The sequence below is a fragment of the Klebsiella sp. JB_Kp042 genome, assembly GCF_040065275.1.
GTDB classification, from domain to species: domain Bacteria; phylum Pseudomonadota; class Gammaproteobacteria; order Enterobacterales; family Enterobacteriaceae; genus Klebsiella; species Klebsiella quasipneumoniae.
Genome location: NZ_JBEAJL010000020.1, coordinates 25649 through 46665, shown reverse-complemented (window position 1 = coordinate 46665; position 21017 = coordinate 25649). Strand labels below are relative to the sequence as shown.

The following is a 21017-nucleotide window of genomic DNA, read 5'->3' as shown; positions in this document are numbered from 1 at the left end:
CCTTTTCTCCACCTGAAGGCGGCGGGTTAATGTCGTTCGGGTACAGCCCTGATTACGCTAACCAGCGATGCCCAATGGGGTTACGTACGGTGCTGGGGTATGGCGCATATCATGACGCAACCACGCGCGGCGCAATGGTGCAGCAACTGATGTCAGAAAATAATATTTCGTAAGCGGGAGGCGGTGTGACAACATTTTATACAGCATTGACTCAGGCCGGCCAGGATGCGCTGGCGAACGCTGCGCTGACAGGGGAGCCTGTAGGATTTTCGTGGATGGGTGTTGGCGATGGCGACGGAGGGCGCGTCAAGGTTACCTCTGCCCAGACAGGGCTAGTCAATGAGAAATACCGCGCGCCGCTCAACCGATTGGTCATTGCAGATCAAGGCGCGAACATTATTCGTGCCGAAATGATTATGCCACCGGAGGTTGGTGGGTTCTGGTTGCGTGAAGCGGCACTCTATGACGATGAGGGTGTATGCCTAGCGGTTGCCAGTGTGCCTGACTCATATAAGCCAATGTTGACAGAAGGATCGGGGAGGCTTCAGGCGGTGAATTTGTGGATTGCGGTAGCCAATACGGCTGACGTGCTTTTGAAAACAGATCCAACTGTTATCCTTGCCACTCGGGATGAAGTCAACAGAGCGAAAAATGAAGCAAAGGATTACACCGATGATGCTATGAGCCAGCTAAATACCGACATTCAGAAATCCATCACTGACGCTATCGTTGCGGCACGCCGGGACTTCTGGGAAGAGGAAAATCCACTCGGCACGGTGCGCTTCTTTGCTCAAAATATCAATCCGAACGAGAAATGGCCGTGGTCGCAATGGACTTACACTGGCGAGAATAAAACAATCCGCGTCGGTAAGGCCGATGGATCAAATGTGGGTGCCACTGGTGGCAGCGACACTGTTACACTCCAGAAAGCCAACCTCCCCGCCGTACAGATTAACGTGACTGGATGGACTGATGAACACCAGGGGAGTAATCAGGAAACGACTGAAAATGGCGCGCACAATCACCAGGGTGGAGATGGCGCACCGGGCGCTTCATGGAGAGAAACCACTCATGGAACAGACAACCAGAAAAGCACAACTTATAACAATACAAGCGATGCACCAGCGCATAAGCATGGTTTAACTATTCCGCCTCATAGTCACACAGTTACTGGGAAAACGGATAATCTTGGTAACGGTCAGGCAATTAACGTCGTTGAGGCGCACGCCTTGCTGATGTGCTGGGCGCGGGTTGCATAGTATCGAGCATCGTCAAAAATAACGTTCTGCAGCATGGTCAGAAATGGCGATGTTTGCCGGTACAGTAAAGCCCCTCGATGAGGGGCTTTTTGTTGGATTAAAGCAGGCGATTAAGTGAGTTGGTTGTTGCGTTAATGGCTTTGGTGGCACTGCTCTGAAGGTCTGCCAGGGCATCGCTGATGGAGGATGATTGCAGCTTCTCGCGAAAATCTGCATCCGCCCGGCTGAGGCTTAACGTAAATTCAATTTTCTTTGCGCCACCGAACTGATCGAACTCGGTTTTACCTCGTTCCAGCCGCGTCATGACGTACATTCCGTAAATCCGTCCATCACCTTCAATCAGCGGCCAGGGGCGGCCAGAAAATCCGATCGTCTCAAGCGCAGATAGCGACAGATTGCCGCCGGTAATTTCCGGATAGAGCATCCCGGACAGGGTAATGTTGTCCTCTCCCGGGCCGATGTACTGCCACCCGGCTGACTGATTAACCCGGTCGTTTTTGACGTGCCGCCATTCCTGCGAGTGCTGGAGCTGCTGATAAGGGGCCGTGCGCAGTGTAAAAACAAACATCCCGAAAACCATCATCATACTGATTACCTCTAATCTCTGTCGCGGAACGAGCCACGGTTACTTCTGGTTGTGCTGGCCATTGCATCGCGAACGGCATTCCTGACCATTTTTTCCAGATCACGCGCCGAATGCTGGCCGACCTCGTTAAAGACCAGGTTAAACACTGGCGCACCACTTATCGGGGCGGAAACTGGCGCCGAAAGCGGGCCTTGTGTGGCTGAGGGTACGGAGAGAATGCCGCCTGCCGCCGGAGCTGCAACGCGCGGTACTGCCTGAGGTGAGATCCGCGCCTCCTGATAGGCGCCGCGCAGAGCCAGTGCACGAGGCAGGTTTTTAAAAATAATGTCGCCAGGGCCAATCTTTTTGCGTGCTTCCTTCGTGTTGTCGGCGGTCGCCTTCGTGTTATCCGCAATGCTATTCAGGCGGCGCATTGTGCCGGTGTTGCCGGATAGTGGCGATGATGCAGGCGGTGCGCCTGCGGTAACGGGGGAATCTGATTTTTTAGGTGACCAGTCCCACGCCTTTTGAACCATTTTCTTTTGCTTCGGATCCCACTCCCACGACGTCGGTTTTTTTGGTTCGAGGTTGTTGGCCTTAGCCCGCGCAGCGTCAATTCCGAAAGGGATTAAGCCCAGCTTTTCAAGCAACAAGCTGACTCCTTCGGTCAGCAAGCGGAGCGGGGTAAAAAGCAGATTCAGGGCGGTACTCAGCACCTCGCCAAATGTTTTCCCGGCGCTGGCACACTTATCCAGCGCATCGCGGGAAAAATCAATCGGTGTAAATAGCTGACTGAACCAGCTCCAGACTTTTGCCACCCCGGCGCTGATGGCGTCAAACAGCGGCACCAGGAAATAAAACGACTGAATCAGCGGAGAAAGCCCCTGACTGATGCCGGTAAACAGCCCGGAGAAAAACACCTTAATCGGCTCCCAGTATCGCCAGATGAGCAGACCGGCGGTGATGAACGCTGCCAGAATCAGACCGGGGATCCCCAGCAGTGATGCGAGAATGACTCTTAAGCCTGAGAACGCCACGCCGAGCGTCGAAATACCGCCGGTCGCAGTGATTGATGAGATGCCGATCATACTGAGCATCAGGCGGAGTTTTGCCAGTGGGCCAAGGATGAAGCTGGCGCCAATGCTGGCAATGCCCACAGCCCCGGCGAAGACAGTCAGCGCTCCACCGACAAGGATCAGCGTCTGCGTCAGCCGCGGGTTTTCTTTCACCCATTCACTGGCTGACGTGATTAAGTCACTTAACCCCTGAGTCAGTTTACGTAATGGCCCGTCGGTGGTTTCTTCCACCTGGATGCGGAAGCCTTCCCATGCACTATCCAGATTTTTCAGATCACCGCTGAGGTTGTCGGCCATCACTTTTGCCGCTTTCTGCGCTTCACCCTGTGATCCGCGTAAATCAGCCAGCAGCTTTTGCAGCTCACCACTACCCGCAGATCTCACCAGTGCCTGGAATGATTTAGCCGCTTCCTCCCCGGCGATATCTTTGAAGAAGGACAGCTGATCGGTGGCGCCGTACTTCGAGACGGATTTATAGATATCTGAGAGGATGGCTTCTGCCGGTCGCATTTTGCCGGTGGCGTCAGCCACGGTAACGCCAAGCTGTTTCAAGGCGGCCTGTGCTTTAGTAGTGGGTGCGGCTAGTCGGGAGAAGGTCGTTTGCAGACCTGTGCCCGCGATACTGCCACGCAGCCCCACGTTCGCCATTACACCAATCATGGCGGTGGTACGCTCAACATCAACGCCCAGACCGGCCATGCCGGTACCTGCGTATTTCATCGCTTCGCCGATATTGGTTAAATCGGTGTTGGTACGAGTAAAGGCGGCGGTCAGCACGTCACTGACGCGATCCATTTCCTTTGGATCGAGACGGAATTGCGACAGGATGTTAGAGCTGATGTCGGCACTTTCACCAAGATCCATACCACCGGCCAGCGCCATGTTAAGCACGCCGGGTAAGGCCGCCTGAATAGCTTCGGGGGTGAAGCCGGCCATCGCGAGAAATGCCTGACCGCTCGCGGCGTCGCGGGTAGTAAAGGCCGTTTCGGCGCCGAGCTTTTTCGCCTGCGTGCGCAGGTCGGTCAGCTGGGATGAGTTTTTGCTGAGGCGGGTTAACGCTTGTACGCGCGACATTTCCTCATCAAAACCCACCGCAGGCGCCAGGAACGACCCCGCCGCATAACCTGTAGCCGCTGCGCCAAGTGTCATCCCCATGCCAGCGCCACGGAGTTTCCCTGCGGTTTCTTTGGCGCGTTCATAGCTTGCCTGGGCGCGTGTCGTGGCCGCCAGCTGGCGACGTTCGCGCTCCAGCGTCTGGTTATATTGCTCTGTGCGCCGGATTGCGCTCTGAATTGCACCGCTGCCGGATGACAGGTTAACACCGTGCTGGCGCACCGCCTGCGCCGCCGTGCGCAGCTGCGTGGTCTGTTTGTTATAGGTATCCGTCAGCCGCGAGAGCTTGCCGCGCAGCGATTCAAGACGAGCCGCCTGGGCTTCGGTAAGCTGGCCGCCTTCGCGCTGTTTCTGGTTGAGTCCGTCAAAGGCTCGTTGGGTAGTTTTTAGTTTCTGCGCCGTTTCATTGGCCTGCGAGCGTAGCTTGTCGAATGCCGCTGCGCTTTTCTCCAGATCCTTGATCGACGATTGCGTTTTCTTGAGGGATTCAGAAAGGCCGCCAATAGCTTTACTGGCGGCGTTGACCGGACGGGTGAGTTTATCAATGGCGCTGAACGCAACGCGAATACTAAGATCCATCGTCGTCATCCTCCTTGTCATGGTTGCCGCTTCTGATAGCCGCCCGTTCGCGCCAGGCTATCAGCTCGCGCAGCTCCATGCCGTACATCTCGGAGGGCGGCCAGTGAAAAATAACAGCGATATCGGCGATCAGGTCGTCAATATCGGAGATAACCGCTTCTCTTACTTGCTCGTCGTCGCCGCTTCGGTGACTGCGGACGGCTCCGCTTTCGTCAAAAAAGGCGTGATCTCTTCACACAGCGCAGTAAAGTCGCCGGTCGCCATCGTGGCAATCTCGACAGCAGTCAGTTGCGGGCTGGTTGTGCGCGTCAGCAGCGTGGAGACGGCGTCATAGTCGAAGTTGAGCACATCAACCAGTTTCAGGCCGCGCAGCGAGCCAGCCTGCTTGATGGTGTCGGTGATAGCGATGGTTTTGATTTCCTGATCACCGCGCTTGATAGGTTTGCTTAAAGTCACAGACATTGATAATTCTCCGGGCGACCAGGCTGGCCGCCATTGATAGCGGTTAAAAAGTTACTGGCCGAGGCCCAGCGCGGAGGCAATGCGATCCGGATAAAGGCTCTTACCGTTGCGTTTATAGATGAAGTTCAGCAGGTCGATTTCCAGCAGGGGCTTATCGTCTACTGACTCTTTGTAATAGGTGTTTTTGATCGCGTAGGTGTGATTAGTGTCATCACCCTGTTTCGCTTCACCCTGATCAATTTCAGTGATGCGGCCACGCATTTCGACTTCCAGCAGCGAACTGGTACCACCGCTGTAAATCTCACCCACAAAGCGCAGGCGCAATTCGTCAATATCGCCGCCCCATTTCAGGATCAGCTCTTCGACTACACCGCCGACAATCATTGATGCATCCAGCGCCCCGGCTTCCAGGCCGAGATCGACGCCTGCCGCGCCAAGCATGCCGCCGCCCTGATAGTCTTCCGTTTTCCGGGTGAGTTTCGGGAGCGTGACGCTAGGCACTTTCCCGATATAGTTTTCCCCGTCCACAAAGAGGGTAAACAGCCGCAGTTTTTTAGGAATAGCCATTTACGCACCTCCCAACGATGCAAAAGCCGGTTCGTAATACTGATCGGTGAAAGTCTGGATCAGCGTTAAATCTTCCAGCGGCGGTACCGGGCTGTAGTTGTAACGCACGACAGCCTTACCCTGGCGCAGGCCAGTGGTCGGGTTATCGACGATATCAAACCAGCACGCCGCACCAATCAGTTTGCCTGCCGTGACGAGTGCCTGAAGTTTGGCGTTAATACCGCTTACCACGTCTTTCACGTTCGCCGGGGTGAGTGGGCTGTCAACAGTGGTAAATTGCGCCTCGGCGATACTGTCCGCCAGGATTTGGGCGGTACGGGTGTACACCTCGAAAATATATTCTTCGGTATCTGTGGTGCGGTTGCCCCAGAAGCGGAAGCCGTCACGCTTAATCAGCGTGGTGATTTCGTTGGCGTTCAACTCGTTGGCGTCGGAGTCTTCCGCCTGTAGCGCCCAGAACACGTCTTTGGTAATCCCCAGCACGTTTTTAACCGCCACGTTAGATAGCGATTTATGCCAGCCCTGCTCGTTGTCGATCAGGGCTCGCAGACCTAATGCATAAGCCACGGCGGGAAATTCTTCATTGGCGCCGGTCAGTGAGTTGTAGGCGATGAAGTTCGGCCAGATCAGCATGCCTTCGCGCTCTGCAAATTGTTCACGATAAGTTTTCGCTTCGGTGATCGTTTCGCAGCCATCGCAATAGCTGTAAGAGAACGCCCGCAGCTGCTTCGCAATCACGCGTAACTGCGCGGTGACCTCCTGCGTGTCATACATTGGCACGCCGAGGATGCGCGGGCGATAACCGGTTTTTTGCTCTGCTGTCAGCAGGGCAAACATGCCGGTATAGCTGCCGTCCGCCTTAGTTCCGCCAATGATGAGCTGCGACTGCGTCTGGGTGCCTTCACCGGCCTTAGCCTCTGCGACGCGCACGACGATCACGCGGGTGCTGACCTGGTCGGAAATAGCCTTGAGCGATTTGTACAGGGAGCCGGTTTTACCGGCCTTACCCAGCACGCTGATCACTCGCGTAATCAGTACCGGTGTATCAAGTGGAAAGGTTTCAGGATCGGCATCCTCAGCAACCGCCACCAGGCCAATGACCGTTGAATCAACATCGTTGATTAAGGTCTGTAGGTCGGTGTTTTCTTTGGTGCGCGCCCCGTGGAAAAAGTTGTCGGTCATACTCTACCGCCATCATGTTTAGTGAGTTCGGGGTGATAATCCCTGAAATACATGGCGTCGTCTTGCGGCGGTGGTTGTGGGCGTTCCGTGACAACAAAAAGCCGTCGCATGCCTCGCGCGCGCATGGAACTATCAGCGGCGGAGGGCAATCATGGCGCTGAACACAGACACAATCGACAATGCAAAAAGCCTGCTGAATGCGGGCGCTCAGGACTTCAAAAAATACCAGGATGAGTTGTCGCGCATCCCGGCGTTTAATGTTCTGATTGGCGGCAAGGCGCTGACCGTGCTGGATGAAAAAATAATTTCTCTGGAGCTGACGGATAATCGCGGATTTAACGCCGACGAGCTGACGATCATCGTTGATGACAGCCAGGGCGATATTGAGCTGCCGCCTCGTGGCGCCGAGTTGTCGTTATCGCTTGGATGGCAGGGGGAATCGCTAATCTACAAGGGGGTTTACATTGTTGATGAGATCGCACACTCAGGGCCGCCAGACCGCATCGAGATAACCGCCCGTAGCGCTGATTTTCGCGATGAATTCAATATCAAACGCGAGGTGTCGTGGCATGACGTGACGGTAGAGCGCGTCGTGTCGGCTATCGCTCACCGTTACAAACTGAAGCCGGTAATTTCCGAGCAGCTGATGAACACCGAGATAGATCATGCCGACCAGACCCAGGAGAGCGATATGTCATTCCTGACGCGTATGGCGGATATTCTCGGCGCCATAGCCACGGTAAAAAACGGTTGTCTGTTGTTCATTCTGCCGGGCGGTGGCGTCAGTGCGAATGGCAAAGCGTTGCCGGAGTTCGCCATTACGCGCGGTAGTGCAGACCGTCATTCGTTCCGCATTGCAGACCGCGACGCTTACACCGGTGTGCAGGCTTACTGGCTGGATCTGAACTTCGGCAAAAAGAAAAAAGTCACGGTGAAGAAGCGCAAGAAAACCACGGAGAAGAAGCCGCGCAGCAGTAGCCGGGAGGGAGATTATATCGCCGGGGAAGATGGTAATGTTTTTGTACTCCGTACAACATACAGCAGCGAAATGGCGGCACAGCGCGCGGCCGCCGCAAAATGGCAGCAACTTCAGCGCGGTGCAGCTGAATTTTCGTTAACCCTGGCTTATGGGCGCGCAGATCTTTATCCGGAGATGCACGGAACCGTAACGGGATTTAAAGATGCGATAGACAAGCAGGACTGGATAATCGCGAAGGTGGGGCATACGGTAGACGACAGCGGATTCAAAACCAGGCTGGAGCTTGAGGCGAAAATACCTGAATGGATTGCAGAAAGTGAGAGTTAACGGCCATAATATGAGCGAGTTCAACTCCCGCCCCGGGAGGCCATCATGTTTAAGTGTCCTGTTTGTGGTGCCGTTGCAAAAACGCGTACCAGTCGCCCGTTAAGCAATACCACCGTTCGGCATTATCACCAGTGCCAGAATTTTGAATGTAGTATCACTTTCACCACGCTAAACAGCGTTGAAAAACTGGTAACGAAGCGCACACCGCGTGAAAAGTTACCGCCGGGCTTCATCCCTTCAGATGCGTTTCCTGCATCGCACTACGGCAACGATCAGCTTACCCTCGCAGTTTAAAATAGACCCCGCATATGCGGGGTCTATTTCTTGTCAATTGAGAATGATCCTATAAAATCAAAATGTTTTGTAACAAATAAAAACCAATAAGTAACGATGGGGATAATTGTTATGGCTTTAGTTAGCTGCCCGGAATGCCGGAAAGAAGTGAGTGATTCAGCGTTGAGGTGTCCTTCCTGCGGCAAACAACTAAGAAAACCGCGCCGCTCAATTTTTGGGCTACTTATAAAATGGATCTTCATTCTATTTAACATCTTCATGATCTACGCCCTCTTTAAAGGCCTGGGCGGAACCGGTGAAGTTATTAATCATGCCACATCGGAAGCGGAAAGGGCTGGGGCTGCTTTAGGGGCTGGTCTGGGAATGATGGCCATTGGCACTATTTGGGTTATTGGCGACATTGTTATTGGAATACTGGTGTTTCTTACAAGACCAAAGGGATGATCTCATGAAGAAAAGTTTTGTTTTCATTGTGACATTTTTAGCCGCTTCCGTGTCTTTGGCTGCTCATGCTCAAAAGGAGCCAAAGGACTTTAAAGGGGTTCTTCAGTGTCGAGCGATTGAGGATAGCTCTCAGCGTCTTTCTTGTTACGATAATTCAATTCCACCGACGCGAACGAAGAGTGCTAAAAAATTTGAAAGTAGAGACCAATGCCCTGATGAAAAAACGGACGAGGGCCGCCTGACCTGCTACGACAGATTTTTCTCACCAACGTTTAAACCAACAAATTCGACCAAAACCATATCTTCAGGCCAAGAGGTCGCTAAAAACGAGGCGATCAGTAAAGAAAAGCTCCTTGAATGCCGTTCAGAAATAAATGGCACCAAACGATTAGCGTGTTATGACAAGCTTTTCCCTCAAGATGAACCAGAGAATGTTGCGTCTTCCGCAGTTGAGTCAGCCCCGAGCCCTGGAAAATGGCTGACTCATATAACAACTTCACCGGTTGATGACTCTAAAAATGTGGTTTTAATGCTACCTAGCAATGATTCCATCAGAACACCATACGGCGAGACCGTTACACCGACGATTTTTGTAGCTTGTCGTGAAAAGAAAACCGAAGTTTTTATTAATTGGGATGTATATCTGGGGTTAGAAGAAACTAGCATGCTTTACCGGTTTGATAAGCAAAAAGCCGTGGAAAGGCGATGGTCTATTTCTACTGATACAAAGGCTGTTTTCTATAGTGGGCGAGATATTGATTTTGTTAAAGCCATGGTGAAAGCCGATAAGATGTTCGCCAGGATAACGCCTTACAACGAAAGCCCGGTGTCTGTGACATTCGATTTGGCGGGACTCAATAGCGCATTGAAACCGTTACAGCAAGCCTGTGGCTGGAAATAGAGCTGATAGGTAATGAAGATAAGCCACGGATAACCGTGGCTTTTTTGTCGATGTGGTCACAGTGTGGACACTGTTTGATAAAAATCCCTTTTTATCAGTAGGCTGGCGGCTTCCTTAGCGCACCATCCCTGTCTTCCCCCACATGATGTGGGGGTTTTTTTGCCCTTTTTTCGGCAAATCAACTTCTTCGCCTATCCCGTGAGCGTCACCAGTTCAGGTTATACTAAGCGCAGTGCAGGAGAAGGAGCCTATATGAATCAATCTTATGGCCGGTTGGTCAGCCGCGCCGCTATCGCAGCGACGGCGATGGCCTCCGCGTTACTTTTGATCAAAATTTTTGCGTGGTGGTATACCGGTTCAGTCAGTATTCTGGCCGCGCTGGTGGATTCGCTGGTGGATATTGCCGCCTCGCTGACCAACCTGCTGGTGGTGCGCTATTCGCTGCAGCCTGCGGATGAAGAACATACCTTTGGCCACGGCAAAGCGGAGTCGCTGGCGGCGCTGGCGCAAAGCATGTTTATCTCCGGCTCGGCGCTGTTTCTGTTTCTTACCGGTATTCAGCACCTGGTGCGTCCGGAGCCGCTACAGGCCGCCGGCGTCGGGGTTGTCGTCACGTTGATTGCCCTGTTCAGCACGCTGGCGCTGGTGACCTTCCAGCGCTGGGTGGTGCGAAAAACCCAAAGCCAGGCGGTGCGGGCGGATATGCTTCATTATCAGTCTGATGTTATGATGAACGGCGCCATTCTGGTGGCGCTGGGCCTCTCCTGGTACGGTTGGCATCGCGCCGATGCGTTGTTTGCCTTAGGAATTGGCATCTATATTTTATATAGCGCGCTGCGGATGGGCTATGAGGCGGTTCAGTCGTTACTCGACCGCGCTTTGCCTGACGAGGAGCGTCAGGACATTATCACCATCGTGACCGCATGGCCCGGCATCCGCGGGGCGCACGATCTACGAACGCGGCAGTCAGGGCCGACCCGCTTTATTCAGATTCATTTGGAAATGGAAGATAACCTCCCGCTGGTGCAAGCCCACGTGATTGCAGACCAGGTGGAGCAGGCGATTCTGCGCCGTTTCCCGGGTTCCGATGTCATTATCCATCAGGATCCCAGTTCTGTGGTGCCGGCGGCGCAGCAGGGCTTTTTTGAGCGTTAGGTTATAGTCTGTAAACTCGATGTAAAAATGTGGGTCAGCTCGGCATTTTTTGTATAAATTACCGCCGTTTGGTCTGACCTGAATCAATTCAGCTTGAGGCGTTTGATATACTATTGTCATTAGCGTCGTGCACTCCTGGTGAGGGAGCGCTTCAGGCAACAGAATTATTTTTTGCTTCCTAAGTTCAGAGGTAGTCATGATTAAGAAAATCGGTGTGTTGACAAGTGGCGGTGATGCGCCGGGCATGAACGCAGCAATTCGTGGCGTTGTGCGCGCGGCATTAACGGAAGGTCTGGAAGTTTTTGGAATCTATGACGGTTACCTCGGCTTGTACGAAGACCGTATGGTTCAGCTCGACCGTTACAGCGTTTCCGACATGATCAACCGCGGCGGCACCTTCCTGGGCTCCGCTCGCTTCCCGGAATTCCGCGAAGAACACATCCGCGCAGTGGCTATCGAAAACATGAAGAAGCGTGGCCTGGACGCGCTGGTGGTTATCGGTGGTGACGGGTCCTATATGGGGGCGATGCGCCTGACCGAGATGGGCTTCCCGTGCATCGGCCTGCCGGGCACCATCGACAACGATATCAAAGGCACTGACTACACCATCGGCTTCTTCACCGCTCTGAGCACCGTGGTGGAAGCGATTGACCGTCTGCGCGACACCTCCTCTTCGCACCAGCGTATCTCCGTGGTGGAAGTGATGGGCCGTTACTGTGGCGACCTGACTCTGGCGGCGGCGATTGCCGGCGGCTGTGAGTTCATCATGGTGCCGGAAGTGGAATATACCCGTGACGATCTGGTAGCGGAAATCAAAGCCGGCATCGCGAAAGGGAAGAAACACGCTATCGTGGCGATCACCGAGCACATGTGCGACGTTGACGAGCTGGCAAGCTACATCGAGAAAGAGACCGGCCGTGAAACCCGCGCTACCGTCCTCGGCCACATTCAGCGCGGCGGTTCCCCGGTTCCTTACGACCGTATCCTGGCTTCCCGCATGGGCGCCTATGCGATTGAGCTGCTGCTGCAGGGCCATGGCGGCCGTTGCGTCGGCATCCAGAACGAGAAGCTGGTGCACCACGACATCATCGATGCCATCGAGAACATGAAGCGTCCGTTCAAGAACGACTGGCTGGATTGCGCGAAGAAACTGTACTAAGTTACGCGCCGGATAAACAAAAGGCCTTCTCATGGAGAAGGCCTTTTTTATGGCGCAAGGTTTATTCGATATCCAGCGGGTCTTCCGACAGAATCATCCCGGTGTTATCGGCATACAGATGGTCGCCGCTGAAGAAGGTCACGCCGCCGAAATTGACGCGCACGTCGCTTTCGCCGATGCCTTCGCCAGCCGCGCCGACCGGAATAGCCGCCAGCGCCTGGATGCCGATATCCAGTTCCTCAAGGTCGTCAACCTGGCGCACCGCGCCATAGACCACCAACCCTTCCCATTCATTCTGTACGGCCAGACGCGCCAGGTCAGCGTCAATTAACGCGCGTCGTACTGAGCCGCCGCCGTCGATCAGGAGAATATGACCACGGCCATTCTGCTCGAGCAGATCGTAGAGCAACCCGTTATCCTCGAAACATTTTACCGTAATGATCTGTCCACCAAACGACGACCGTCCTCCAAAGTTAGAGAACAGCGGTTCCACGACGTTGACATCTTCCTGGTAGATGTCACAAAGCTCGGAAGTATCGTATTTCATAGGCTTAACGTTCAGTTGCTGCGAGAGTTTTTAGTATATCCCGCGAATCGCATTGTTGGCAAAATCATCAATTGTTAATTGATATTTGTCAGTTAAGCCGCCAGCTTACTGGCAATAATCCCGATAACAAACAGCAGGTTGGTCAGCAAAGCCCCTTTGACCGTCTTTTCGAGCATCGGCCGCATCGCCAGCGGATCGGATTCGCGCAGGACGTAACGCGCCTGTTTGACCAGCATCGGCGTGGCGAGAATAAACAGCCAGCCCCAGGCAGAATGCAGCGCCAGCAGGTTAAACAGCGCCAGACACAGCAGGGCGCCGAGCAGCAGGCAGGCATGATAGCGGCGGGCATTGACCGGCCCCAGGCGCACGGCGAGGGTGTTCTTCCCGTTCTGCCGGTCGCTGTCGATATCACGCAGGTTATTGATGTTCAGTACGGCGGTCGCCAGCAGACCGCAGGCCGTTGCCGGCAGAAAAATGGCCGCTTCCACATTGTGGGCTTGCAGATACCAGCTGCCGAGGACGCTCAGCCAGCCGAAGAAAACGAGTACCGAAATATCACCGAGGCCAATATAACCATACGGGCGGGTGCCCACTGTGTAGGTGATGGCGGCCACGATCGACAGGCCACCCAGCGCGAGGAAACCGATGAAATCGCCGACGCTCTGCCAGGCGACGCACAGTAGCGCCAGACCAAACAGACAGATCAGCGCGACGGTGACAATCAAGGCGCGCTTCATCTGCTGGGGGGTAATCACCCCTTTCTGCATCCCGCGCAGCGGCCCGATGCGGTCCGGTTTATCGCTCCCCTTGACCGCGTCGCCGTAGTCATTGGCGAGGTTGGAAAGAATTTGCAGCAAGCCGGCGGTGATCAGCGCCAGCAGAGCGACCCAGGGATCAAAATGCCCCTGCTCCCAGGCAAGGACGGTGCCAACAATAATCGCGGCAAACGCCAGCGGTAACGTTTTAGGACGCAGGCTTTCCAGCCACGCCTGAGAACGGCTGATATCAGTCATAGTTATTTTAGCCAATAAAAATGGGGGCGATAGCCCCCATCAACAGTGATGAAAATGCATTGCACCGGATTATAGGATAAAACGGCTCAGATCTTCATCTGCCACCAGAACATCCAGGTGCTTACTCACATATTCGGCATCGATAGTGACGGTCTGGCCGTTCATCTCGCTGGCATCATAGGAGATATCTTCCACCAGGCGCTCCAGCACGGTGTGCAGACGGCGCGCGCCGATGTTCTCGGTGGTTTCGTTTACCTGCCATGCGGCCTGAGCGATACGCTTGATACCGTCTTCGGTGAATTCGATATTCACCCCTTCGGTCGCCATCAGCGCCTTGTACTGCACGGTGATGGAGGCGTTCGGTTCGGTCAGGATGCGCTCGAAGTCATGGGTGGTCAGCGCCTTCAGCTCAACGCGGATCGGCAGACGCCCCTGCAGTTCCGGGATCAGATCGGACGGGCTGGCCACCTGGAACGCGCCGGAGGCGATAAACAGGATGTGGTCGGTCTTGACCATCCCGTGCTTGGTGGAGACGGTGCAGCCTTCCACCAGCGGCAGCAGGTCGCGCTGTACGCCTTCACGGGAGACGTCCGGGCCGGAGGTGTTGCCGCCGCGCTTACAGATTTTGTCGATTTCGTCGATAAAGACGATACCGTGCTGCTCAACAGCGTCGATGGCTTCCTGCTTCAGCTCTTCCGGATTGACCAGTTTGGCCGCTTCTTCTTCAATCAGCAGCTTCATCGCGTCTTTGATTTTCAGCTTACGCGGTTTCTGCTTCTGGCCGCCGAGGTTCTGGAACATGGACTGCAGCTGGCTGGTCATCTCTTCCATGCCCGGAGGGGACATGATTTCAACGCCCATCGGCGCCGCAGCGAGATCGATTTCAATCTCTTTATCGTCCAGCTGGCCTTCGCGCAGTTTCTTACGGAACGCCTGGCGCGCCGCAGACGGTTCCTGCGACGGCTCAGTCTGGCCCCAGTTGTTCTTCGCCGGTGGGATCAGCACGTCAAGCACGCGCTCTTCCGCCAGCTCTTCCGCGCGGTAACGGTTCTTATCGATGGACTGCATACGAACCATTTTGATCGCCGCATCGGTCAGATCGCGGATGATAGAGTCCACTTCTTTACCGACATAGCCCACTTCGGTGAACTTCGTCGCTTCAACTTTAATAAACGGCGCGTTGGCCAGTTTCGCCAGACGACGAGCGATTTCGGTTTTACCGACGCCGGTTGGGCCGATCATCAGAATGTTTTTCGGCGTGACTTCATGACGCAGCTCTTCGTTAAGCTGCATCCGGCGCCAGCGGTTACGCAGGGCGATAGCAACAGAACGCTTGGCGGCGTCCTGGCCGATAATGTGTTTGTCCAGTTCGCTGACAATTTCGCGTGGGGTCATTTCAGACATGGGAGATCCTTACGCTTTAGAAGGTAATTCTTCGATGGTGTGGAAATGGTTGGTATAGATGCAGATATCGCCTGCAATATCCAACGCTTTCTCGGCGATATCGCGCGCGCCCATATCGGTGTTTTCCAGCAGCGCGCGGGCCGCGGCCTGGGCGTAAGGACCGCCGGAGCCGATAGCAATCAAATCGTTTTCCGGCTGTACCACGTCACCGTTACCGGTGATGATAAGCGACGCGTTTTCGTCCGCGACGGCCAGCAGCGCTTCCAGCTTGCGCAACATCCGATCGGTTCGCCAGTCTTTAGCCAGCTCAACGGCGGCCTTCACCAGATGGCCCTGGTGCATTTCCAGTTTGCGTTCAAACAGTTCGAACAGCGTGAAGGCGTCGGCGGTGCCGCCAGCGAAACCGGCAATCACTTTGTCGTTGTACAGACGACGCACTTTTTTCACGTTGCCCTTCATTACGGTGTTGCCCAGCGTGGCCTGGCCATCACCGGCAATAACAACATGGCCGTTACGGCGAACACTTACAATTGTAGTCACGAGCAGACCCCTTGGTTGCAAAAGCGGAACAGGGGCCCCGCGCTGTCCGCGGGGCCGAATGCAATTATAGATGGGGGGGATTTTGAGGGTTTCAACCCCTGGCGGCGAGACGAATGCAGTTCGCGTGTCCAGCCATCTTCAGGCGGGTGATCATCTCGTTGGCGCTTTCTTTGCCTTTCAGCGGGCCAATGACCACGCGGTTCCAGCCGTTGTTGGTGGTGATGTGCGAAGCAAACCCTTCGAAAGCCAGCTGAGCGCGGACGGTTTCGGCCTGCTCGGCGCCTTTAAAGGAGCCGCACTGGATCATCCAGCTACGATCGTCTTTTTTCTCGGCGGTCGTTTTCGGCGCTTCCTCCACTCGAGTCACTGGCGCGGCGGCCTGCGCGCGCGGCTGCGTAGTCGTAGTGTGCGCCGGCGTCTGCAGCAGATCCTGGTACGGCTGCTGGTTTGACGCGGTCTGCTTCGGCTGTTGCTGCTGGACCGGCTTCGGCTGCTGAACGCGCGGCGGCTGCTGCACGGTCTGCTGCTGAGTTTGCGCCCACTGTTGCTGTTGCGCCTGCTGCTGTTGCTGCGCTAAACGCTGACGCTGCAGCGTCTGCTGGCGCTGGGCCGGCGTTTGTTCGTTCCACGGCACTTCGGTCAGCTGAGTCGGCTGTTGACGCATATCGGCCTGCATCTGGGCCAGCAGCTGACGCTGTTCGTCGGTCAGTTGCTCCGGTTTCATCACTTCGCCGCCGGCGGTCGGTTCGGTCGGCGCGCGAACGCCCGGCTGGCGGCTTTCCAGCTCTTTAATATAGCGCCAGCGCTCTTCCGGTTTTGGCGGCAAGCCGTTGCCGGCGGCCTGGCGATTTTGCATCGCTTCCGCTTCTTCTTTCTTATGGTGCGTAATGAAATAGAGTCCACCGATAAAGGCCACCAGCACAGCCGCCGCGATCGCCACCATAGCCGGTGAAATTGCCGGGAGGCTGCTTTGCTTATTCCTTGAGCTTCGGGTAGTGCTCTTTTTGCGCCGCGAAGAAGCCGGTTGGCTGCGGCGTACATAATCTCGTTGTGCCACTATCGTTTCGCTGTCTTATATTCGTTCGTCAGCCCGCCATGTTACTTAAGCGGCGGGCCTTTGACCAGAAGAGCAGGCCCGAAAGCCTGATGGTTATCGTCTGATTTTTTGCGTACTGCCGCGAACAATCAGTTCGCAATCGAGCAGGCGCGAGCCGCTGTTCACGTTATGACCCTGCATTTGCTCAAGTAATAGCAGCATTCCTTCACGGCCGATATCAAAACGCGGCTGTGACACGGTGGTCAATGGCGGATCGCAAAATTCAGACAACGCGATGTTATCGAAGCCGACAATCGACAGGTCGTCCGGCACTTTCAGACCGCGGCGTTTCGCCAGCGATAAGGCGCCCAGCGCCATCACATCGCTATGGCAAAAGACCGCGGTGGGCGGTACCGGCTGCGACAGCAGCTGCTCCAGCGCATTGGCGCCAGCTTCGAAGGTAAAGTTGCCGCGAGCGATATAGTGCGGATCAACGGTGATACCGCTGCGGCGCAGCGCCTGCACGTAACCCTGCAGGCGATAATGGCACAGCGGCATATCTTCCGGGCCGGCGATGCAGCCGATACGCTGGTGTCCCAGCTCGTGAAGATAGTTTACCGCGTTAAAAGCCGCCGTCAGGTTATCGATGTGGACGGTGGGCAGCTCCAGCTCCGGCGCGAACTCGTTCGACATGACCATCGGCGGCAAATTACGCTGCTCTTCCACGCTGGCGTCAAACGGCAGGCGCGAGCTGAGCAGCACCATGCCGTCAATCTGCTTGGTGATGATAAGGTCGATAAAGGTTTTTTCTTTCTGATTCTGGTGGGCGCAATCGCCGATTAACACCAGATATCCGTGCTCGGCGGCAGTGACTTCAATACCGCGGATCACTTCGCTAAAAAAGGGATCGCAGATATCCGGGACGATCACGAGGATCGTCCGCGATTCGTTGCGCTTCATATTGCGTCCGAGCGACTGCGGTAAATAGCCGACTTCCAGCGCCGCCTGCTCGACCCGGTTACGGGTGGCTTGCGACACCTTATCAGGGTTCATCAACGCTCGGGACACGGTTGCCGTGGAAACGTTTGCCTTTAAGGCGACGTCTTTCATGGTGGCGGCAACCACTTGTTTTTTGGGCTTCACCTGGTTTCTCCTCGCTGAATGGCGCTGGCATTTCCCTTGCGCGCTAACTGCTGCATCATTTTTATCAGATAGTCGCGGCAGTGAGTTACAGAATTTTCATGAAAAACGTGATGCTTGTTAAATTTTTCGATCCGGCTCGCAAGAGAAGGCTTACCCTTCAATAGGATCGACATCCAGCACCCACTTCACTTTTTTCGCCTCCGGCAGCGTATTGATCAGCGCCAGCGTACCGCTGACGATATGCTGCAGGCGTACCCGCGAAGGATGCTGCAGCAATATCTGCCACCGCCAGCGGCCGCCGCGCTTCGGCGCCAGCGCCGGAACCGGACCGAGCACCCATAGCTTGTCGTCGGCCAGCGGACTGGCCTGCAGCAGATTGCGCAGCTGTTGTAAAAACAGCGGCGCCTGCTGGTTGTTATGGTCTTCCGCACGAATCAGCACATGGCTGGTCCACGGCGGTAGCTGCATTGTCTGCCGCTCTGCCAGCGCCTGTTCGGCGAAGGCGTCGTAGCCTTTATACAGCAGGGTCTGCAGCAGAGGGTGTTCAGGATGGTGGGTTTGCAGGATCACTTCGCCCTGTTTTCCTGCCCGTCCCGCTCGCCCGGAGACCTGGGTATAGAGCTGAGCGAAACGCTCGGCGGAGCGGAAATCCGCGGAAAACAGCGCCCCGTCGACGTCCAGCAGGGAGACGAGGGTGACGTCCGGGAAGTGGTGGCCTTTGGCCAGCATCTGGGTGCCAATTAAAATACGCGCCCCGCCGCGATGGACGGCGGCGAGATGCTCCTCCAGCGCCCCTTTGCGGCTGGTGGTATCGCGGTCGATACGCGAGATAGGCACGTCAGGGAACAGCGGCGCCAGGGCCTGCTCCAGCTGTTCGGTGCCGATACCCACCGGCACCAGGTGCGTGGAGCCGCAGGAGGGACATTGGCGCGGGATAGGGCGCTGACTGTCGCAATGGTGGCAGCGCAGATGGTGCTGCGCCTGGTGCAACGTGTAGTAGCTGTCGCAGCGCGGACATTCCGCTATCCAGCCGCAGTCGTGGCACAGCAGCGCTGGCGCAAAGCCGCGGCGGTTAAGAAACAGGATCACCTGGTTATCCGCCTGCAGATGCTGGCGCATACGGTTAATCAGCGCGGGAGACAGACCCGCCTGCAGCGGTTGCCCTTTGAGATCGAGCACGTGCTGCTGGGCAGGGCGCGCATTGCCCGCGCGTTTGCTTAAGGTTAACTGGCGGTATTTGCCCTGGCGGACGTTATGCAGGGTCTCCAGCGCCGGCGTCGCCGAGCCGAGAATAATCGGGATCTGTTCGCTGTGGGCGCGCCATACCGCCAGGTCGCGGGCATGGTAGCGCCAGCCCTCCTGCTGCTTGTAGGAGCTGTCATGCTCTTCGTCGATAACGATGACGCCGAGGTCTTTAAACGGGGTAAACAGCGAGGAGCGGGTGCCGATCACAATGGCCGCTTCGCCGTTTTTCGCCTTCAGCCAGGCCGAAAGACGTTCGCTGTCATTGAGTCCGGAGTGCAGCACTTCCACCGGCGCGTTAAAGCGCTGGCGGAAGCGGGCGATGGTCTGCGGCGTCAGACCGATCTCCGGCACCATCACCAGCGCCTGGCGCCCCTGCGCCAGCACATTCTCCAGCACGCTCAAATAGACTTCCGTTTTCCCTGAGCCGGTAATACCCGCCAGCAGCCAGGCGGAGAAGCGATCGGCGGCGCTGTGGATCGCCCCGACGGCGGTGGCTTGCTCGGTATTAAGACGCAGGCGTTCGCCGGCAACCGAATACGCGCTGCGCCAGTCGATGAGGGCGGGCGCTTCGCAGGCCAGCTCCGCCAGCCCTTTGCCGCGCAGCGCCTGCAGCGCCGCTTCATTAAATTCCAGTTCGCCAACCTGATGACGCCAGATTTTTCCCTGGCGCAGCGCCGCCAGCGCCTGCTGCTGCTTCGGCGAGCGTTTCAGACCGTTAAGGTCGACGGCCTGCCCCTGCTCGGTGGCGAACCAGTACCACAGCGGCGTCGCGCTGGCGGGTTTGCCCTGGCGCAGCAGAATGGGCAGCGCATGGAACAGCACATCGCCAATCGGATGATGGTAATACTCAGCCGCCCACATCAGCAGCCGCCAGACGGTACCGGAGAAGACCGGTTCGTCGTCCAGCGCTTCCGCGACCGGTTTTAGCTCGTCCAGCGGCAGCTCGCTGCGTTCGCTGACCGCCGCGACAATACCGATCCGCTCCTGTTTGCCGAACGGCACCCGCACCCGACAGCCCGCTTTGACCGCCATGCCTTCAGGCAGCAGATAGTCAAAAGTGCGCGGTAGCGGAACGGGTAGGGCAACGTGGGCGACGGGCATGTCATCTTCCTGACTTGAAATCTGGCGGGATAGTATACACATTACGATAAGGCGGCGCGGATCAGTTTGCATATGCTGGTCAAATTCTGTATGATTCGCCGCCTTTGATGCGCTTTATATCGCATTGAAGATTGACCATTACCGCGTGCTTCACGCTGTCAACAGCGTAGAGGGCGACGGGAAATTACTAATATCGCGTGGTGTCTGGCGTTAGGGCTGGAAGAGCGACGCGGCCTTAACTGAGGTTCTCCCATGAAAAAAGGTATTCACCCAAATTACGACGAAATTACTGCTACCTGTTCTTGCGGTAATGTCATGAAAATCCGCTCCACCGTAGGTCACGACCTGAACCTCGACGTGTGCGGCAAATGCCACCCGTTCTTCACCGGCAAACAGCGTGATGTTGCTACCGGTGGCCGTGTTGACCGCTTCAACAAGCGCTTCAGCATCCCGGGCAGCAAGTAAGTTGCCAGAAGAAGCCGCCTCAGGGCGGCTTTTTTGTGTCTCTCGCCTGCCTGGGCGGGAAAGAAAAAGGGCGGAAGCGTGCTTCCGCCCTTTTTATCGTCTCAGTATTCCCACGTATCCGGGTCGATACCCAGTTCACGCATAATCGCTTTCGCCGCTTCCGGGATCTCATCGCTGCGCTCTTTACGCAGGTCTTCATCGTTAGGCAACGGTTGTCCGGTAAAGGCATGCAGAAACGCTTCGCACAGCAGTTCGCTGTTGGTCGCGTGACGCAGGTTATTCACCTGACGACGCGTGCGTTCATCGGTGAGGATTTTTAACACCTTCAGAGGAATGGAAACCGTAATTTTCTTTACTTGCTCACTCTTCTTACCGTGCTCAGCGTATGGGCTGATATATTCGCCGCTCCATTCAGCCATGAGATACCTTAATCCTCTGTTTATTAGTGAAGGGCCAGAATA

General features: G+C 55.7%; 22 protein-coding genes. 8 read left to right on the top strand and 14 right to left on the bottom strand.

What is annotated here, in order from left to right:
- Positions 1-185: 185 nt before the first annotated feature.
- Positions 186-1259: a phage tail protein gene (locus tag ABLV54_RS07075; RefSeq protein WP_348813861.1), complete on the top strand. Its 1074-nt coding sequence runs from the start codon at positions 186-188 to the stop codon at positions 1257-1259.
- Between the two features lie 97 nt (positions 1260-1356).
- Here ABLV54_RS07075 and ABLV54_RS07070 read toward each other — a convergent pair whose 3' ends face one another.
- The 6 genes from ABLV54_RS07070 to ABLV54_RS07045 are packed head-to-tail and all read right to left on the bottom strand — an operon-like array spanning position 1357 to position 6803.
- Positions 1357-1845, bottom strand: coding sequence for a phage tail protein (locus ABLV54_RS07070; RefSeq protein WP_348813859.1), 489 nt, complete (start codon positions 1843-1845; stop codon positions 1357-1359).
- 11 nt (positions 1846-1856) lie between these two features.
- A complete protein-coding gene (locus tag ABLV54_RS07065) occupies positions 1857-4592 on the bottom strand; it encodes a phage tail tape measure protein (protein WP_348813857.1) in 2736 nt (911 codons plus the stop codon).
- Positions 4582-4734: a GpE family phage tail protein gene (locus ABLV54_RS07060; RefSeq protein WP_050554917.1), complete on the bottom strand. Its 153-nt coding sequence runs from the start codon at positions 4732-4734 to the stop codon at positions 4582-4584. The genes ABLV54_RS07065 and ABLV54_RS07060 overlap by 11 nt, the downstream gene beginning before the upstream one ends.
- A gap of 20 nt (positions 4735-4754) precedes the next feature.
- Positions 4755-5054, bottom strand: a complete 300-nt coding sequence (locus tag ABLV54_RS07055; protein ID WP_348813855.1) for a phage tail assembly protein — start codon at positions 5052-5054, stop codon at positions 4755-4757.
- Between the two features lie 51 nt (positions 5055-5105).
- Positions 5106-5621: a phage major tail tube protein gene (locus ABLV54_RS07050; RefSeq protein WP_004187274.1), complete on the bottom strand. Its 516-nt coding sequence runs from the start codon at positions 5619-5621 to the stop codon at positions 5106-5108.
- Entirely contained in the window at positions 5622-6803 is a 1182-nt protein-coding gene (locus tag ABLV54_RS07045; protein ID WP_348813852.1) for a phage tail sheath subtilisin-like domain-containing protein, read from the bottom strand. It lies immediately after the preceding gene.
- Between the two features lie 151 nt (positions 6804-6954).
- On the opposite strand from ABLV54_RS07045, the gene ABLV54_RS07040 reads away from it, so the two are divergent.
- From ABLV54_RS07040 to pfkA, 6 genes are all read left to right on the top strand, one after another.
- Positions 6955-8109, top strand: a complete 1155-nt coding sequence (locus ABLV54_RS07040; RefSeq protein ID WP_071458017.1) for a phage late control D family protein — start codon at positions 6955-6957, stop codon at positions 8107-8109.
- Positions 8110-8154: 45 nt separating this feature from the next.
- On the top strand, positions 8155-8403 hold the full coding sequence (locus tag ABLV54_RS07035) for an ogr/Delta-like zinc finger family protein (protein ID WP_077271492.1): 249 nt from the start codon (positions 8155-8157) through the stop codon (positions 8401-8403).
- Positions 8404-8514: 111 nt separating this feature from the next.
- Entirely contained in the window at positions 8515-8847 is a 333-nt protein-coding gene (locus ABLV54_RS07030) for a zinc ribbon domain-containing protein (protein WP_049025283.1), read from the top strand.
- A gap of 4 nt (positions 8848-8851) precedes the next feature.
- Positions 8852-9748 carry a type VI secretion system-associated protein TagO gene (locus ABLV54_RS07025; protein WP_181578674.1) on the top strand — a complete coding sequence of 299 codons (897 nt, stop codon included), beginning with the start codon at positions 8852-8854 and terminating at the stop codon, positions 9746-9748.
- A gap of 252 nt (positions 9749-10000) precedes the next feature.
- Positions 10001-10903, top strand: coding sequence for a CDF family cation-efflux transporter FieF (gene fieF, locus ABLV54_RS07020; protein WP_008807873.1), 903 nt, complete (start codon positions 10001-10003; stop codon positions 10901-10903).
- A 196-nt stretch (positions 10904-11099) separates the two neighbouring features.
- Positions 11100-12062 carry a 6-phosphofructokinase gene (gene pfkA, locus ABLV54_RS07015; protein WP_002882911.1) on the top strand — a complete coding sequence of 321 codons (963 nt, stop codon included), beginning with the start codon at positions 11100-11102 and terminating at the stop codon, positions 12060-12062.
- 61 nt (positions 12063-12123) lie between these two features.
- On the opposite strand, the gene rraA is transcribed toward pfkA, so the two are convergent.
- The 7 genes from rraA to priA all read right to left on the bottom strand — a co-directional run bounded on the left by rraA (position 12124) and on the right by priA (position 20091).
- Positions 12124-12609 (bottom strand): ribonuclease E activity regulator RraA, encoded by a 486-nt coding sequence (gene rraA / locus ABLV54_RS07010; protein ID WP_002882913.1) that lies wholly within the window; start codon positions 12607-12609, stop codon positions 12124-12126.
- A gap of 92 nt (positions 12610-12701) precedes the next feature.
- Positions 12702-13622 carry a 1,4-dihydroxy-2-naphthoate polyprenyltransferase gene (gene menA, locus ABLV54_RS07005; RefSeq protein ID WP_044520919.1) on the bottom strand — a complete coding sequence of 307 codons (921 nt, stop codon included), beginning with the start codon at positions 13620-13622 and terminating at the stop codon, positions 12702-12704.
- 69 nt (positions 13623-13691) lie between these two features.
- Complete coding sequence (hslU, locus tag ABLV54_RS07000) at positions 13692-15026, bottom strand: HslU--HslV peptidase ATPase subunit (RefSeq protein ID WP_002882917.1); 1335 nt, start codon at positions 15024-15026, stop codon at positions 13692-13694.
- Positions 15027-15035: 9 nt separating this feature from the next.
- Positions 15036-15566 carry an ATP-dependent protease subunit HslV gene (gene hslV / locus ABLV54_RS06995; protein WP_002882918.1) on the bottom strand — a complete coding sequence of 177 codons (531 nt, stop codon included), beginning with the start codon at positions 15564-15566 and terminating at the stop codon, positions 15036-15038.
- 91 nt (positions 15567-15657) lie between these two features.
- Positions 15658-16623: a cell division protein FtsN gene (ftsN, locus tag ABLV54_RS06990; RefSeq protein ID WP_071997579.1), complete on the bottom strand. Its 966-nt coding sequence runs from the start codon at positions 16621-16623 to the stop codon at positions 15658-15660.
- Positions 16624-16716: 93 nt separating this feature from the next.
- On the bottom strand, positions 16717-17745 hold the full coding sequence (gene cytR / locus ABLV54_RS06985) for a DNA-binding transcriptional regulator CytR (protein WP_004203676.1): 1029 nt from the start codon (positions 17743-17745) through the stop codon (positions 16717-16719).
- 150 nt (positions 17746-17895) lie between these two features.
- The gene (gene priA, locus ABLV54_RS06980; RefSeq protein ID WP_044520924.1) at positions 17896-20091 is read right to left on the bottom strand and encodes a primosomal protein N'; all 2196 of its coding nucleotides are present in this window, start codon (positions 20089-20091) and stop codon (positions 17896-17898) included.
- Between the two features lie 252 nt (positions 20092-20343).
- On the opposite strand from priA, the gene rpmE reads away from it, so the two are divergent.
- A complete protein-coding gene (rpmE, locus tag ABLV54_RS06975; protein WP_002882922.1) occupies positions 20344-20556 on the top strand; it encodes a 50S ribosomal protein L31 in 213 nt (70 codons plus the stop codon).
- A 101-nt stretch (positions 20557-20657) separates the two neighbouring features.
- On the opposite strand, the gene metJ is transcribed toward rpmE, so the two are convergent.
- Positions 20658-20975: a met regulon transcriptional regulator MetJ gene (gene metJ / locus ABLV54_RS06970; RefSeq protein WP_002882924.1), complete on the bottom strand. Its 318-nt coding sequence runs from the start codon at positions 20973-20975 to the stop codon at positions 20658-20660.
- Between the last annotated feature and the right edge of the window lie 42 nt (positions 20976-21017).

Coding starts and splice junctions, on each gene's coding strand:
- ABLV54_RS07070 (WP_348813859.1), bottom strand. CDS start 1,845: ATGATGATGGTTTTCGGGATGTTTGTTTTTACACTGCGCACGGCCCCT.
- ABLV54_RS07065 (WP_348813857.1), bottom strand. CDS start 4,592: ATGGATCTTAGTATTCGCGTTGCGTTCAGCGCCATTGATAAACTCACC.
- ABLV54_RS07055 (WP_348813855.1), bottom strand. CDS start 5,054: ATGTCTGTGACTTTAAGCAAACCTATCAAGCGCGGTGATCAGGAAATC.
- ABLV54_RS07050 (WP_004187274.1), bottom strand. CDS start 5,621: ATGGCTATTCCTAAAAAACTGCGGCTGTTTACCCTCTTTGTGGACGGG.
- ABLV54_RS07045 (WP_348813852.1), bottom strand. CDS start 6,803: ATGACCGACAACTTTTTCCACGGGGCGCGCACCAAAGAAAACACCGAC.
- ABLV54_RS07040 (WP_071458017.1), top strand. CDS start 6,955: ATGGCGCTGAACACAGACACAATCGACAATGCAAAAAGCCTGCTGAAT.
- ABLV54_RS07035 (WP_077271492.1), top strand. CDS start 8,155: ATGTTTAAGTGTCCTGTTTGTGGTGCCGTTGCAAAAACGCGTACCAGT.
- ABLV54_RS07030 (WP_049025283.1), top strand. CDS start 8,515: ATGGCTTTAGTTAGCTGCCCGGAATGCCGGAAAGAAGTGAGTGATTCA.
- ABLV54_RS07025 (WP_181578674.1), top strand. CDS start 8,852: ATGAAGAAAAGTTTTGTTTTCATTGTGACATTTTTAGCCGCTTCCGTG.
- fieF (WP_008807873.1), top strand. CDS start 10,001: ATGAATCAATCTTATGGCCGGTTGGTCAGCCGCGCCGCTATCGCAGCG.
- pfkA (WP_002882911.1), top strand. CDS start 11,100: ATGATTAAGAAAATCGGTGTGTTGACAAGTGGCGGTGATGCGCCGGGC.
- rraA (WP_002882913.1), bottom strand. CDS start 12,609: ATGAAATACGATACTTCCGAGCTTTGTGACATCTACCAGGAAGATGTC.
- menA (WP_044520919.1), bottom strand. CDS start 13,622: ATGACTGATATCAGCCGTTCTCAGGCGTGGCTGGAAAGCCTGCGTCCT.
- hslU (WP_002882917.1), bottom strand. CDS start 15,026: ATGTCTGAAATGACCCCACGCGAAATTGTCAGCGAACTGGACAAACAC.
- priA (WP_044520924.1), bottom strand. CDS start 20,091: ATGCCCGTCGCCCACGTTGCCCTACCCGTTCCGCTACCGCGCACTTTT.
- rpmE (WP_002882922.1), top strand. CDS start 20,344: ATGAAAAAAGGTATTCACCCAAATTACGACGAAATTACTGCTACCTGT.
- metJ (WP_002882924.1), bottom strand. CDS start 20,975: ATGGCTGAATGGAGCGGCGAATATATCAGCCCATACGCTGAGCACGGT.